This window comes from Streptomyces pallidus (ex Mingjun et al. 2026) (assembly GCF_051550185.1).
GTDB lineage: Bacteria > Actinomycetota > Actinomycetes > Streptomycetales > Streptomycetaceae > Streptomyces.
On record NZ_CP196181.1, the window covers coordinates 4,091,920 to 4,105,888 of the forward strand.

Annotated in this window: 14 protein-coding genes and 1 tRNA gene; 14 read left to right on the top strand and 1 reads right to left on the bottom strand. The window is 72.8% G+C overall.

The annotated features are described in order from the left end of the window. Positions 1-58 precede the first annotated feature (58 nt). On the bottom strand, positions 59-859 hold the full coding sequence (locus ACSHWO_RS17970) for a glycerophosphodiester phosphodiesterase (protein ID WP_438313087.1): 801 nt from the start codon (positions 857-859) through the stop codon (positions 59-61). A 255-nt stretch (positions 860-1,114) separates the two neighbouring features. Here ACSHWO_RS17970 and ACSHWO_RS17975 point away from each other — a divergent pair, with 255 nt between their 5' ends. The 14 genes from ACSHWO_RS17975 (at position 1,115) to ACSHWO_RS18040 (ending at position 13,806) form a co-directional block, all read left to right on the top strand. Then, positions 1,115-2,689: a S1C family serine protease gene (locus tag ACSHWO_RS17975; protein WP_438319143.1), complete on the top strand. Its 1,575-nt coding sequence runs from the start codon at positions 1,115-1,117 to the stop codon at positions 2,687-2,689. Between the two features lie 108 nt (positions 2,690-2,797). Continuing rightward, positions 2,798-3,703, top strand: coding sequence for a LysR substrate-binding domain-containing protein (locus tag ACSHWO_RS17980; protein WP_361098732.1), 906 nt, complete (start codon positions 2,798-2,800; stop codon positions 3,701-3,703). Positions 3,704-3,800: 97 nt separating this feature from the next. Then, a complete protein-coding gene (locus ACSHWO_RS17985) occupies positions 3,801-4,355 on the top strand; it encodes a cysteine dioxygenase (protein WP_438313089.1) in 555 nt (184 codons plus the stop codon). After that, entirely contained in the window at positions 4,355-5,458 is a 1,104-nt protein-coding gene (locus tag ACSHWO_RS17990) for a YeiH family protein (protein ID WP_438313091.1), read from the top strand. The genes ACSHWO_RS17985 and ACSHWO_RS17990 overlap by 1 nt, the downstream gene beginning before the upstream one ends. A gap of 207 nt (positions 5,459-5,665) precedes the next feature. Further along, the gene (locus tag ACSHWO_RS17995; protein ID WP_361098741.1) at positions 5,666-6,652 is read left to right on the top strand and encodes a trypsin-like serine peptidase; all 987 of its coding nucleotides are present in this window, start codon (positions 5,666-5,668) and stop codon (positions 6,650-6,652) included. 39 nt (positions 6,653-6,691) lie between these two features. Beyond that, a tRNA-Ser gene (locus ACSHWO_RS18000) sits at positions 6,692-6,779 on the top strand. 186 nt (positions 6,780-6,965) lie between these two features. Then, complete coding sequence (locus ACSHWO_RS18005) at positions 6,966-7,406, top strand: DUF6344 domain-containing protein (RefSeq protein WP_438313093.1); 441 nt, start codon at positions 6,966-6,968, stop codon at positions 7,404-7,406. A gap of 449 nt (positions 7,407-7,855) precedes the next feature. Then, on the top strand, positions 7,856-8,167 hold the full coding sequence (locus tag ACSHWO_RS18010; RefSeq protein WP_438313095.1) for a hypothetical protein: 312 nt from the start codon (positions 7,856-7,858) through the stop codon (positions 8,165-8,167). 181 nt (positions 8,168-8,348) lie between these two features. Next, positions 8,349-9,506, top strand: a complete 1,158-nt coding sequence (locus ACSHWO_RS18015; RefSeq protein WP_438313097.1) for an acyl-CoA dehydrogenase family protein — start codon at positions 8,349-8,351, stop codon at positions 9,504-9,506. Beyond that, the gene (locus tag ACSHWO_RS18020) at positions 9,503-10,480 is read left to right on the top strand and encodes a bifunctional MaoC family dehydratase N-terminal/OB-fold nucleic acid binding domain-containing protein (protein ID WP_438313099.1); all 978 of its coding nucleotides are present in this window, start codon (positions 9,503-9,505) and stop codon (positions 10,478-10,480) included. The genes ACSHWO_RS18015 and ACSHWO_RS18020 overlap by 4 nt, the downstream gene beginning before the upstream one ends. Beyond that, positions 10,480-11,547 (top strand): acyl-CoA dehydrogenase family protein, encoded by a 1,068-nt coding sequence (locus tag ACSHWO_RS18025; RefSeq protein ID WP_438313101.1) that lies wholly within the window; start codon positions 10,480-10,482, stop codon positions 11,545-11,547. Before ACSHWO_RS18020 ends, ACSHWO_RS18025 begins: the two co-directional genes overlap by 1 nt. Continuing rightward, on the top strand, positions 11,544-11,963 hold the full coding sequence (locus tag ACSHWO_RS18030; protein WP_438313103.1) for a MaoC family dehydratase: 420 nt from the start codon (positions 11,544-11,546) through the stop codon (positions 11,961-11,963). The genes ACSHWO_RS18025 and ACSHWO_RS18030 overlap by 4 nt, the downstream gene beginning before the upstream one ends. After that, complete coding sequence (locus ACSHWO_RS18035; protein WP_361098762.1) at positions 11,960-13,126, top strand: lipid-transfer protein; 1,167 nt, start codon at positions 11,960-11,962, stop codon at positions 13,124-13,126. The genes ACSHWO_RS18030 and ACSHWO_RS18035 overlap by 4 nt, the downstream gene beginning before the upstream one ends. A 146-nt stretch (positions 13,127-13,272) precedes the next feature. Then, positions 13,273-13,806: a SigE family RNA polymerase sigma factor gene (locus ACSHWO_RS18040; protein WP_361098765.1), complete on the top strand. Its 534-nt coding sequence runs from the start codon at positions 13,273-13,275 to the stop codon at positions 13,804-13,806. Positions 13,807-13,969 lie beyond the last annotated feature (163 nt).

A 13,969-nucleotide genomic window follows, 5' to 3' on the forward strand; every position in this document is an offset into this window, starting at 1 on the left:
CGCCGGGGCACACCCTGTCACCGAAGGGGCGGTCGGGGTGGGTGGGCAAAACGGGACGTCAGCGGCCCAGTTGTGACAGAACCTGTCGCGGTCTGTTCGTGATGATCGCTTCCACGCCCAGATCAGCGCAGAGCTGAACGTCGTCGGGCTCGTTCACGGTCCACACGTGTACGGAGTGGCCCACGTCCTGCAGCCTGCGGATGTAGCCGGGGTTGTTGCGAGCGATCCGCATGCCCGGGCCGGCGATCTGCACGCCGGCGGGGAGCCGTCCGTCCCGCATCCGGGGCGAGACGAACTGCATCAGGTAGACGGTCGGGATCGTCGGCGCCGCGGCGTGCACCCGGTGCAGGGAACGGGCGGAGAAGCTCATGACGCGGACCGGGTGCGGGCCCCCGGCGGGCGGGGTGTCCAGGCCGAACCGCTTGAGGAGGAAGAGGAGGCGCTCCTCCACCTGTCCGGCCCAACGGGTCGGGTGCTTCGTCTCGATCGCGAGCGGTATGTGGCGTCCGGCGTCGGAGACCAGTTCCAGCAGTCGCTCCAGGGTGAGGACCGAGGTCCGCTCGGGATCGGCGTCCCAGTCGGGGGATTCCTCGCGGTCCTTCCACGAGCCGAAGTCGAGGGCGGCGAGATCGGCCAGTTCCAGGGCGGATACGGCGCCGCGGCCGTTGGAGGTGCGGTTGACCCGGCGGTCGTGGACCAGCACGAGGTGCCCGTCGGCGGTGAGCCGGACGTCGCACTCCAGGGCGTCCGCGCCGTCCTCGATGGCCCTGCGGTAGGCGGCCAGCGTGTGCTCGGGGGCGTCCTCCGAGGCGCCGCGGTGGGCGACGACCTGGATGAGGGGCGGCGTTACGTGCGTCACCGGGTCATGGTGCCACCGAGAGGGCTCCGGATGGGGGCCTTCGACCCCTAGGTGTGACCGAAATGCCAGATATAAAGGATGGGGGAGACGCACAGGTCCGGCTTACAGTGCTCTGACAGGTGATAGGGAACGCTTTTCCCAGGAACTTGTACGGCACGTCGAACGTTCAGTCGGGCCGAAACGTCAAATGTGTGAAGCCGTGTGTGACGAGGAGAGAGCGCTGTGAGCACCGATAACGAGGGAACCGCGGCCCCGATGCCCTCCGCGGCCCCTTCGGCACGCCCGCCGGCCGCTCCCGCTCCGGAGCAGCCTGCGGCCGCGCCCGCTCCGGCCCCCGCTCCGGCTCCGACCGGGACATCCGCCGGCGAGGCTCCGATGGCCGTCGTCCCTCCGGTCCCGGCGTCCGCCCCGGCCGCTGCGGAGCAGGCCCCTCCGGCCGCGGTGCCCGGCGCCGCCCCCGCCGAGCCCGTGACCCAGCAGCTCCCGCCGGCGCCCGCGCCCGGCACCGAGCCCACCCAGCAGATGCCGCCCGCCCCGCACCAGGCTCCGGTCCCGGCGTACGCGCAGCCCGCCGCTCCGCACACCGCGTACGGTGCCGAGGGCTGGCCTCCCGCGCCGCCTGCGGTCCCGGTCTACGCGGGCGGCGGCGGCGGCCACGGCCCCGGCACCGGCTGGGGCGCCCCCCTGGCCGACGGCGTCCCCCCGGCCAAGCCGAAGGGGCGGGGCGGCCTGATCGCCGCGGTCCTCGTGGCGGCCCTGCTCGCGGGCGGCGTCGGCGGTGGGCTGGGCTACTGGGCTGCCGAGCGCAAGGGCGACGGCTTCGGCTCGACGACGATCACCGCCGGCAACACCCCGAAGGACCTCAAGCGCGAGCCCGGCTCCGTCGCGGGCCTGGCCGCAGGAGCGCTGCCCAGCGTCGTGACCATCCAGGCCTCCGCCGGCGACGGCGAGGGCGGCACCGGCACCGGCTTCGTCTACGACCAGCAGGGCCACATCCTCACCAACAACCACGTGGTGGCCTCTGCGGCGAACGGCGGCAAGCTCTCCGCGACCTTCTCCGACGGCAGGAAGTACGACGCCGAGGTCGTGGGCCGGGCCCAGGGCTACGACGTGGCAGTGATCAAGCTGAAGAACCCGCCGTCCGGTCTCAAGCCGCTCCCGCTCGGCGACTCCGACAAGGTCGCCGTCGGAGACCCGACCATCGCGATCGGCGCCCCCTTCGGCCTGTCCAACACGGTCACCACCGGCATCGTCAGCGCCAAGGACCGCCCGGTGGCCTCCGGCGACGGCTCCGGCAGCAAGAACTCGTACATGAGCGCCCTGCAGACGGACGCCTCGATCAACCCGGGCAACTCCGGCGGTCCGCTGCTCGACGGCCGCGGCGCGGTCATCGGCATCAACTCCGCCATCCAGTCCGCCGGCGGTGGCGGCTTCAGCGGCGGCCAGGCCGGTTCGATCGGCCTCGGCTTCGCCATTCCGGTCAACCAGGCCAAGAACGTCGCCGAGTCGCTGATCAAGACCGGCAAGCCGGTCTACCCGGTCATCTCCGTCTCCGTGGACCTCCAGTCCAAGACCGACGGCGCCAAGATCTCCGAGCAGGGCGCGCCCGCCGACGAGCTGGTCGACCCCAACGGCCCCGCGGGCAAGGCCGGCCTCAAGCCGGGTGACGTCATCACCCGCTTCGGCGACCGGCCGATCGACAGCGGCCCGACGCTCATCAGCGAGATCTGGACGCACAAGCCGGGCGACGTGGTGAAGCTGACGTACCTGCGCGACGGCAAGCCGACCACCGTGGACATCACGCTCGGTTCGCGCGTCGGCGACAAGTAGCGACCGGCGGCCACGGCCGGCAGCGGCCGGAACCCGTGGCCGGATGGCGAGGGGCCGTGGGCGGAATTACGCCTACGGCCCCTCCCAACGTCCGCTTATGCTTCCGGTGTGTTCGATTCGCGGCACATACGTACGTTCCACGAAGTCGTGGCCTCTGGTTCCTACTCGGCGGCCGCGCGCGCCCTCGGGTACACGCAGCCCGCGATCACCCAGCAGATGAAGGCGCTCGAACGCTCCGTCGGCACCCCGCTGTTCACCCGCGTCGGCCGCCGGATGCAGCTCACCGAGGCGGGGAAGTCCCTGGCCCGGCACGCGGAGTCCATCCTCGGCAGCCTCTGCGCCGCCGAGGCCCAGATGAAGGCGCACGCCCGCCTGCGCACCGGCCGGGTACGCCTGTGTGGCTTCCCCAGCGCCAACGCCACCCTCGTTCCCGAGGCCCTCAGCAACCTCGCCAAGGACCATCCCGGCATCCAGGTCGAGCTGCTGGACGGGGAGCCGCCGGAGTCGCTGCTCCGGCTGGAGCGCGGGGAGTGTGACATCACCCTGGCTTTCACCTACCCCGGGCTGCACGAGGAGGTTCCCGAGGAGGTCGTCGAGGTCAGGCTGCTGGAGGACCAGCTCACCGTCCTGCTCCCGACCGGGCACCAGCTGGCGCGGCGGCGGGCCGTGCACCTGGCCGACCTCGCGGAGGAGCGGTGGATCGCGGGCTGCCCGCGCTGTCGGGCCAACCTGCTGCACGAGTGCGCCGAGCTGGGCTTCGTCCCCGACATCCGGTTCGCCTCGGACGACAACCTGGTGGTGCAGAGCATGGTGGGGCAGGGGCTCGGCGTGGCGATGATGCCCGCGCTGGTTCTGCCGTCGCTCTCCCTGAGCCGGGTCTGCGGGCGGCCGCTCCAGCCGGACGCCCGCCGGCACATCTCCGCGTACGTGTACCGCGACCATCTGCGGATACCGGCGACGGCCGTGGTTCTGGACGCGCTCAAGCAGGTGGCCTCGAACCGCGTCGGGTGCTGACCCCTTCGCTCTCTCCGAGCAATCCATAAGCTGTGCTTGCGATTTCAGGTGGAAACTGTCGTTGGACGTGATGGGTGAGCTGCTCGACGCTGCCCCTATGACCACCACGACGCCGGCCCGCACCACCACGAGGATGGCCGCCCTCGTCCAGGAGATCCGCACGGTCGTGGACCGGGGACTGGCCCCGGACCTGACCGCCTACCTCGTCGGCGAGCGACTCGCCCCGCACCTGGGCGCGTCCGACCTGCTGATGCCCGAGCAGTGCGAGGGCAGCTCCGAGCGGTACCGGCAGCATGTCCTGCACGCCGAGCCGGACGGCAGCTTCTCGGTGGTGGCGCTGGTGTGGCTGCCCGGTCAGGAGACCGCCATCCACGACCACGTCTCATGGTGCGTGGCGGGGGTGCACCAGGGCGAGGAGAGCGAGCTCCGTTACCGGCTCGCGCCCGCCACGACGACCTCGGGCGCCCGGCTGGTGGCCACCGAGGCCGTGGTCAACGGCGTCGGCGACGTCTGCGGTTTCGCCCCGCCCGGCGACATCCACAAGGTGCGCAACTCCTGTGCCAGCAAGGCGGTATCGATCCACATCTACGGAGCCGATGTCGTCCGCCTGGGCAGCAGCGTGCGCCGCGTCTACACGCTTCCCTCCGACTGATGGCGCTGCTCAACCGCCCGGTACGCGCGGCGGGCAGCGGCAGCGGCAACGGCAGTGGCGGTGGCGGTGACGCCAGCGGCCGCGCGCCGGCCGGCCGGGTTTCACGTGAAACATTCTCGTCCTGGCCGGGCTTGGGGCTGGCGGCCGCCGGCGTCGCCGTGGCGTGGGGTGTGCACCGGCTGGTGCCGGGGATCCCGATGCTGACGGCGTCGGTGGTACTCGGCATCGCCGCGGCCCACCTTCCCGGGCTGCGGGGTGTCGTACGCGGAGTCGCCCGCCCCGGCCTGTCACTGGCCGGCCGGCGGCTGATGCGGATCGGCATCGTCCTGCTCGGCCTCGGTCTGGGGCTGGACCAGGTGCTCGGTCTGGGCTGGGCGACCGTGGCCATGGTGGCGGGCGTGGTGGTGGCCACCTTCTTCGGCACGCTCTGGCTGGGCCGACGGCTCGGGTTGCCGGGCGACCAGCCGCTGCTGATCGCCACCGGCTATTCGATCTGCGGGGCCTCGGCGATCGGCGCGGTGAGCCAGGTGTCCGGCAGCGACGAGGAGGATGCGGCCGCTTCGGCCGCACTGGTGACCCTGTGCGGCACGCTGGCCATCGCCGTGCTCCCGCTGCTCCAGGACCCGCTCGGGCTCTCCGACGTGGCCTTCGGACGGTGGGTCGGCGCAAGCGTCCACGATGTCGGTCAGGTGGTGGCCACCGCCCAGACCGCCGGCCCCGGCGCGCTCGGGGAAGCGGTCGTGGTGAAGCTGATGCGCGTCGCGCTGCTGGCTCCGCTGGTGGCAGCCGTGGCCTTCACGCTGCGGGCCCGGCGCCGGGGTGAGCGGACGTCCTCAGGGCGCCGCCCGGCTCCCGTGCCGCTGTTCGTGGCCGGTTTCCTCGCGGCGGCCGCCCTGCGCGCCACCGGTGTGCTGCCCGCGACGGCCCTGGAGTGGGCGCACACCGTGCAGGAACTGCTCTTGGCCGCCGCCCTGTTCGGGCTCGGCAGTGCGGTGGACCTCCGCTCCATGGCCCGGACCGGCGGCCGGGCCGCCCTGTTGGGGCTCGGTGCGTGGGTGGTGGTGGCCGGCGTCTCGTACGCGGGCGTGCTGGTGACCGGATGAGGGAAGGAATGGTGAGGGGCGGGAGGAGCGGACGAACGGCCCCACGGGCGGTAGTTGGCCATTTCGTGGCCTGAACCGAACGAACGTTCCGGCCGTCTCCTGACATCTCGTGCCGCACGTGCGACCCTGCGGCCGATCCGCACCGACAGCTCTTCACCCCCACCCTGTCCGGTTCGACGGGACCGGGCACGGCAGAAGGAGTCATGCGTGAATCGTCATCGCACGGCTGCATCGGTCCTCCTCGCGGCGGGCGCCCTGATAGCGGGCGCGCTGACGGCGGCCACCCCCTCGGCCGCCACGGAGTCCCCGGCCTCGTTCCGCCAGCAGCACACCCCGGGTTTCTGGACCGCCGAGCGGATGCGCAGCGCCGTCCCGCTGGACGTGGCGGAGGCACCGGTGACCGGCCGGGCGCCGGTCACGAGCGCCGACCGGCCCACGCTGATCGCTCCGACCCCCGCCTCCGCCTCCACCCCCGCCGACGCGCCCGCTTCCGCCGCGGTGTCCCCGACGGCCTTCCCGCAGGCCGGCGGTGCGTGGACGGGCGCCGGGGCGGTCGTGAAGACCTCCGGCCGCGTCTTCTTCACCTTCGGCGGTCGGACTGCCTCCTGCTCCGGTGACTCCATCACCAGCGCCAACGGCAGCACCGTGATCACCGCTGGCCACTGCGTGAAGTACCAGGGCGCCTGGCACACCAACTGGGTCTTCGTCCCGGCGTACGACAACGGCAACGCGCCCTACGGCCAGTGGCCGGCAACCAAGACCTTCGCGACCGACCAGTGGGCCGCCAGCGAGGACATGAACATGGACGTCGGCCTCGCGGTCGTCGCCCCGCAGAACGGCCAGAAGCTCAGCCAGGTCGTCGGGGCCCAGGGCATCCTCTTCAACGGCGCCTACAACAAGCGGATGTACTCCTTCGGCTTCCCCGCCGCGTCCCCGTACGACGGCACCAAGCTGGTCTACTGCAGCGGCAACAGCAGCAAGGACTTCCTGCTGACCAAGGACCACAGCCTGGCCTGCAACATGACCGGCGGCTCCAGCGGCGGCCCCTGGTTCCAGGACTTCAACGAGACCACGGGGCTGGGCACCCAGGTCTCGGTGAACAGCTTCGGCTACACCTTCCTGCCGAACTGGATGTTCGGCCCGTACTTCGGCAACGAAGCGAAGGCCGCCTACGACAAGGCCCAGAATTCCTGACGCCACCGCCTCCCACCTCCCGGTACTCTGTACCGGCCAGGTGGGTTGCCCGAGCGGCCTAAGGGAACGGTCTTGAAAACCGTCGTGGCGCGAGTCACCGTGGGTTCAAATCCCACACCCACCGCCACAGGTCAGACGACGCGCTGATCAGAAGGGGTGCCCCGGATCCGGGGCACCCCTTTTCCGTTGGGCCCTCCGGGTGGTGTTTGTCGGACGATCGGCGCGGGTGGTGGGGGCCGTGCGGTTGCGGACGCATCATGACGAATGTATGCAGATCGGCCCGTCGGAACAGTGCGAAGCGAGGCACCTCGTCATGGCTCAGCGCATCACCCTCAGCTCGGTCCGGACCGCCGTCCTCGGCGTGCTCGCGGCGCTGTTCGCCGTCCTCGGGCTGCGTCGCCGGGACGCCGCACCGGCCGTCGCCGTCGCGGAGGCGCCCTCGCGGTGCGCGCCCGCTCGCGGCTCCGTCGAGGGGTGCCGGCAGCCGGCCGCAGCGCCGGGCGGCCGGCGGGCGGTGCTGCGGGGTGGGGCACTGCCGCCGACCATCAAGCAGCGGATCCGTGCCGAGGCCCACGGAAAGAACCCGTCCGCCCGTGGTTCGGTCACCGCCACTGCCGTCCCCGTTGCGGGAGCCGGTTCGGGTGCGGGTGTCTCCGCCAGGACTGCCGTTCGGGTCGGTTCCAGCGCGTCCCGCTCCCTGCGGGATTCCGTTGCCGAGGACGACGCCCGGCTCCGTTTCGCACTCGCCGCCTAGCGCACGGCCCCGAGAGTGCTCCGGGCGCGTCGCGTCGTGCGCTGCACGGGCAGGGGGCGGCCGTGGTGAGCGCGAGGGAGCACGGGAGGGCGCGCAGGGGGCGTGAGGCTTGGGAGTGCAGGGCCGCAGGGCCGGGAAACGGTGGGGGTTCCCGGACGGAGCGGCCCCTTTCGGCATGCCCGGGACGCCCGGCGTCGAGGGAACGATTCTGCTCTGCCGCGGTCCGGGGTGTGCCCGCGTTCGCGCCGCTGACCTGGGACGCCGTGGCGCGAACGAGGTTTATCCGCTGGTGCTCATGCCTGCGGGGGAATCGTGCGGCAGGGAGTGGTTCACCGCGGATCCCGTGGGCAACTCTGGTCCCGCGACGTCATCACCACGCACCACGTCCGCGGCGGTCGGCCAACTGCCCCGGTGCACGTCCGACTTCGGTTCCAGGGGGAATCACGAACATGGCAAGCATCCGTACCGTCCGCGTCCTCGCCGCCGTCGCCTCGCTGCCGCTGGCCGCCGCGCTCTGTGGCGGGGTGGCGTCGGCCGACAACGGCTCCTTCGCGAACGACGGATCGAACGCGAGCGTCGCGAGCATCGTCGGCAGCGGTGTGGGCGGGAGCAACCTCGGCAACTCGTCCACGGCCCAGCAGGTCGCCAGCGGCTCCGGCGCCTCCAACCAGAGCAACTCCGCGCAGGTCAACGGTTCGGCCCTGGCCGGAATCCAGCAGGCCAACCCGAACGTGGCGGTCCACTTCCTCCCCATGTGGTAGCCGCCGCGGAGCCCCGTTCCGTGCACCGGGGGCGCCCGCACGACCGGACCGGCTGGGGTCCACCCGTGCGGGCGCCCTTTTGCCGTGCGTGCCCGTGGTCCCGTCGCCGACCTTGACATCCCGCGCAGAGCTGACGGACAGTCAGATCACAGCGACGATGTGACGCCGGGAGGCCTGCGCCGTGCACCTCGCCCCGACCGAAGGCCAGTTGCGGCTCCGAGCCGAGCTGCGCGCGTACTTCCGTGCCCTCATGCCGGACGGCGCCCCCGCGGACCCGGCCGCCCGACGCGCCCTGCTGCGCCGTATCGGAGCCGACGGCCTGCTCGGCCTCGGCTGGCCCGTCGAGTACGGCGGCCAGGGGCGCGGCGCCGACGAGCAGTTCGTCTTCTTCGACGAGGCCTACCGGGCCGGCGCCCCCGTCTCGATGGTCACCCTCAACACGGTGGGCCCGACCCTGATGAAGTACGGGACCCCGCAGCAGAAGGAGCACCTCCTGCCCCGGATCCTGCGCGGCGAGACCGTCTTCGCCATCGGCTACTCCGAACCCGCGGCCGGCACGGACCTGGCCTCCCTGCGCACCCGCGCCGTACGCGACGGAGCCGACTGGATCATCGACGGCCAGAAGGTCTTCACCTCCAACGCCCAGAACGCCGACTGGATCTGGCTGGCCTGCCGCACCGACCCCACGGCCCCCCAGCACAAGGGCATCTCGATCATCCTCGTGCCGACCACCGCACCCGGCTTCTCGTGGACCCCGATCGAGACGGTGGGGGGCTTGACCACGACCTCCACCTACTACGACGCGGTCCGCGTGCCCGCGGGCAACCTCGTCGGCCCCGAGCACGGCGGCTGGAGCCTGATCACCAACCAGCTCAACCACGAGCGGGTGGCCCTGGCCGCCATCGGCATGCAGGCCGAGGACTTCCACGACGCCGCGCTCCGGCACGCCCGCACCCCCGATCCGGTGACCGGAGAACGCCCCGCGGACCGGACCTGGGTGCAGTCCCGACTCGCCGAGGCCCACGCCCGTCTGGCCGCCGTCCGCCTCCTCAACTGGCGTCTCGTCCAGGACGTGGGCGCCGGCACCCTGGCCCCGGGCGACGCCAGCGGCGTGAAGTTCTTCGGCACCGAGAACGCCGTCGAGGTGTACCGGACGTGCCAGGAGGTGGTGGGCGAGCAGGCCCTCGTACGGGGAGACGGACCGGGCACCTTCGCGGACGGCGAGCTGGAGCGGATGAACCGGGCCGCCCAGATCAACACCTTCGGGGGCGGGGTCAGCGAGGTCCAGCGGGAGATCGTCGCCATGATGCGGCTCGGCATGAAGGGGAGGAAGCGATGACCGCCACGGCGCCCGGGGAGACGGAGGACCCGGCAGCCCGGCGGTTCCTCGCGCAGCTCCTGGCCTACGAGGGCCGGCCCGCCGCCACCACCGGGCAGGGCAAGGACCCCGTCAACGAGGCCATGATCCGGCACTGGTGCGAGGCGATGGGCGACGCCAACCCCGCTTACACGGGCCCCGACGCCATCGCCCCGCCCACCATGCTCCAGGCCTGGACGATGGGCGGACTGTCGGGGCACACCGCCCGCTCCGGCGCCTACGACGAACTCCTCGCCCTCCTCGACGGCGCCGGCTGCACCTCCGTCGTCGCCACCGACTGCGAACAGGAGTACCTGCGCCCGCTGCGCCCCGGCGACGCCGTCACCTTCGACGCCGTCATCGAGTCCGTGTCGCCGCGCAAGACGACCAGGCTGGGCTCCGGCCACTTCGTGACCACCCGCATGGACCTCCGCGTCGGCGACGAACCCGTCGGCACCCACCGCTTCCGGATCCTCAAGTACGCCCCCGCCGCCCGGCCGCCCCGCCCGGCCGGCCACCTGCAGGCCGCCGCACCGCCCCCGCGGCCGCAACGGCCCCGCCGCCCCCGCCCCGTGATCAACCGCGACAACCAGGGCTTCTGGGACGGCGTCCGGGAGCACAAGCTGCTGATCCAGCGGTGCACGTCCTGCGCGACCCTCCGCTTCCCCTGGCTGCCCGGCTGCAACGCCTGCGCGGGCCTGGACTGGGACACCGTCGAGGCCTGCGGCGAGGCCACGGTCTTCAGCTACGTCGTGATGCACCACCCGCCGTTCCCGGCCTTCGACCCGCCGTACGCGGTCGCGCTCGTCGAACTCGCCGAGGGAGTCCGCATGATCACCGACATCACCGGCGTGCCGTACGACGCGGTGCGCATCGGGATGCCCGTCCGGCTGGAGTTCCTGCGGGTGGACGAGGACCTGGAGCTGCCCGTCTTCCGCGGCGGGGCGGAGGGCTGATGGACTTCCACCCCACCGACGAGCAGACCGCCGCGGTCGCCCTTGCCGCCCGCATCTTCCGCGACCTCGCCACCCACGAACGCCTCACCGCGGCGGGCACCGGCACCGACGCCGAACTCTGGAAGGCCCTCACCGGATCCGGGCTGATCGGCGCGGTGGAGGACACCGGCCTGCTGGGGCTGGTGCTGCTGCTGGAGGAGCAGGGTCGCACCACCGCGCAGGTCCCGTACGCCGCCACCTGCGCCTACGGGGTCCTCCCCGTCGCCGCGCACGGCAGCGCCGAGCAGCGCGCCCGGCTGCTGCCCGCCCTGGGGACGGGCGAGGCGGTGGCAACCGGAGCGTTCCCGGCCCGCGGACGCTTCACCGCGTCGGCGGACGGCCGGCTGACCGGCACCGCCCCCGCCGTTCCGTGGCTGCGCGACGCCACCCACGTCCTGGTCCCGGATACCGACCGGGCCCTGTGGCTCGTCCGGACGGACGCGCCCGGTGTGGAGACCGCACCCGTGGAGACCACCGCCCCCTGGGCCGCCGGACGGCTCGTGTTGACCGGGGCCGAGGCCGAACCGCTGGGCCGGGCCGCCGCTCCGGGCGGGCAGCCCTACGAGGCGGTCCTCGCCGCCGCCCGCACCGCCTTCGCGGGGCTCCAGGCGGGCGTCTGCGCGGGCGCCGTGGCCCGTGCGGCCGAGTACACCTCCACCCGCGAGCAGTTCGGCCGGCCGCTCTCCACGAACCAGGGGGTGATGCTGCGCGCGGCCGACGCGCACATGGACACCGAGGCGATCCGGGTCACCGCCTACGAGGCGGCCTGGCGCATCGACCAGGGGCTCCCGGCGCACGAGCACGCCCTGACGGCCGCCTGGTGGGCCTCGGAGGCGGGCAAGCGGGTCGTCCACGCCGCCCAGCACCTGCACGGCGGGACGGGCGCCGACCTGGACCATCCCGTCCACCGGCACTTCCTGTGGGGGCGCCAGCTCGACCCCTACCTCGGCTGCGGCAGCGAGCTGCTCGCCGAGCTCGGCGCCCTCCTGTCCCGGCCGCACACGGCATCCGAGGGGGAGCACGCATGAACGTGGGCGACACACTGCCGCCGCTGGAGATCCCGATCACCCGCACGCTCATCGTCGCGGGCGCGATCGCCTCCCGGGACTACCAGGACGTGCACCACGACGCCGAGCTCGCCCGCGAGAAGGGCTCCCCGGACATCTTCATGAACATCCTGACCACGAACGGCCTGGTCGGCCGGTACATCACCGACCACCTGGGCCCCAGGGCCGTCCTGCGCAAGGTGACCATCCGGCTGGGCGCCCCCAACCACCCGGGCGACACGATGACCCTCACCGGCACCGTCACGGCCCTGGACGGGGACACCGCCGAGATCCGCGTGGTCGGTGCCAACGGCATCGGCCACCACGTCACGGGGACCGTCACCGTGACCCTGCCCGCGCCGGGAGCCACGGCATGCGCCCAGGGAGCCACGGCATGAGCGTGCGCAGCCGGGACGGGCTCGGCGGTCGCGCCGCCATCGCAGGCATCGGCGCGACCGAGTTCTCCAAGGACTCCGGCCGCAGCGAGCTCAGGCTCGCCGTCGAAGCCGTGCACGCCGCCCTCGACGACGCCGGGCTCACCCCCGCCGATGTCGACGGCATGGTCACCTTCACCATGGACACCAGCCCAGAGATCACGGTCGCCCAGGCCGCCGGGATCGGGGACCTCTCCTTCTTCTCTCGCATCCACTACGGCGGCGGCGCCGCCTGCGCCACCGTCCAGCAGGCTGCCCTCGCCGTCGCCACCGGCGTCGCGGAGGTCGTCGTCTGCTACCGCGCTTTCAACGAGCGCTCCGGCCGCCGCTTCGGCTCTGGGGTGCAGCAGCGCGAACCTTCGGCGGAGGGCGCCGCCCTGGGCTGGTCGTTGCCGTGGGGGCTGCTCACCCCGGCCTCCTGGGTGGCCATGGCCGCCCAGCGCTACCTGCACGCCCACCGCCTCACCCCCGAGGCGTTCGGTCATGTCGCCGTCGCCAGCCGCCGGTACGCTGCGAACAACCCCGCCGCCTGGTTCCACGGCAGGCCCATCACGCTTGCCGAGCACGCCGCCTCGCGCTGGATCGTCGAACCGCTGCGGCTGCTGGACTGCTGCCAGGAGACGGACGGCGGCCAGGCGATCCTCGTCACCAGCACCCGGCGGGCCCGCGACCTGCGCCACCCGCCCGCCGTCATCACCGCGGCGGCGCAGGGGGCGGGCCGCCGTCAGGAGGGCATGACCTCGTTCTACCGCGACGACCTCACCGGCCTGCCCGAGATGGACGTGGTCGCTCGGCAGCTGTGGCGGACCAGCGGGCTGCGCCCCTCGGACATCGACGTCGGCATCCTCTACGACCACTTCACGCCGTTCGTGCTGATGCAGCTGGAGGAGTTCGGCTTCTGCAAGCCCGGCGAGGCCGCCGACTTCGTGGCCGCGGACGCGCTGCCCCTCAACACGCACGGCGGCCAGCTCGGGGAGGCGTACCTCCACGGGATGAACGGCATTGCCGAAGCGGTGCGCCAGCTGCGCGGCACCTCCGTCAACCAGGTCCGTGGAGCCGCACACGCCCTGGTCACGGCCGGGACCGGGGTGCCGACCTCCGGGCTGATCCTCGGGGCGGACGGCTGACGCCCCGTGCCCCGGCGCCCGCACGCCGCCCCCGCCCCCTCCACCTTCAGGAGGTGGGGCGCACCCCACCCCTACAACCTGAGGCGGACCCGGCTTCGGCACTTGCGGCCGATCCCCGCAAGGCCCCGCGCTTCTAGCGTGGAGCCATGACCACGCCCGTGTGCACGCTCGCTTCGCAGCCGACGCCGTACCCGTCGTTCTCGGCGTACGTCCGGACCCGGGGCGCGGGCCTGCTGCGCACCGCGCGCTCGCTCACGCCCAACCCGTGCGACGCAGAGGACCTGCTCCAGACGGCACTGGCCAAGACCTACGCCGCCTGGGACCGCATCGAGGACCACAGGGCCCTGGACGGCTACGTCCGGCGCGCGCTGGTCAACACCCGCACCTCCCAGTGGCGCAAGCGCAAGGTCGACGAGTTCGCCTGCGACGAGCTGCCGGAGACCGAGGTGCCGCCGGGCACCGACCCCGCCGAGGCGCAGGCCCTGCGCGACGCGATGTGGCGCGCCGTGACCCGACTGCCCGACCGGCAGCGTGCCATGGTCGTCCTGCGCTACTACGAGGACCTGACCGAAGCCCAGACCGCCGAGCTGATGGGGGTCTCCATCGGCACGGTCAAGAGCGCCGTCTCCCGCGCGCTGGTCAAGCTCCGAGAGGACCCGGAGCTCACCCCGGTCTGCTGACCCGGGCCCCGCCCGCCCCGCTGCGACCAGGGCTGTTTCACATGAAACCCTGCCGTTGTTCCACGTGAAACCGGGGCCGCCGTTTCACGTGAAACACCGCCCGCCCGCGCAGCTGCGTGTGCGCCGTGCACCGTAGGCGCCACCCGGGCTTGTGCCTGGCGCC

Coding starts and splice junctions, on each gene's coding strand:
- ACSHWO_RS18025 (WP_438313101.1), top strand. CDS start 10,480: ATGGACTTCCACCCCACCGACGAGCAGACCGCCGCGGTCGCCCTTGCC.
- ACSHWO_RS18005 (WP_438313093.1), top strand. CDS start 6,966: ATGGCTCAGCGCATCACCCTCAGCTCGGTCCGGACCGCCGTCCTCGGC.
- ACSHWO_RS18035 (WP_361098762.1), top strand. CDS start 11,960: ATGAGCGTGCGCAGCCGGGACGGGCTCGGCGGTCGCGCCGCCATCGCA.
- ACSHWO_RS18020 (WP_438313099.1), top strand. CDS start 9,503: ATGACCGCCACGGCGCCCGGGGAGACGGAGGACCCGGCAGCCCGGCGG.
- ACSHWO_RS17975 (WP_438319143.1), top strand. CDS start 1,115: ATGCCCTCCGCGGCCCCTTCGGCACGCCCGCCGGCCGCTCCCGCTCCG.
- ACSHWO_RS18010 (WP_438313095.1), top strand. CDS start 7,856: ATGGCAAGCATCCGTACCGTCCGCGTCCTCGCCGCCGTCGCCTCGCTG.
- ACSHWO_RS17985 (WP_438313089.1), top strand. CDS start 3,801: ATGACCACCACGACGCCGGCCCGCACCACCACGAGGATGGCCGCCCTC.
- ACSHWO_RS18040 (WP_361098765.1), top strand. CDS start 13,273: ATGACCACGCCCGTGTGCACGCTCGCTTCGCAGCCGACGCCGTACCCG.
- ACSHWO_RS17990 (WP_438313091.1), top strand. CDS start 4,355: ATGGCGCTGCTCAACCGCCCGGTACGCGCGGCGGGCAGCGGCAGCGGC.
- ACSHWO_RS18030 (WP_438313103.1), top strand. CDS start 11,544: ATGAACGTGGGCGACACACTGCCGCCGCTGGAGATCCCGATCACCCGC.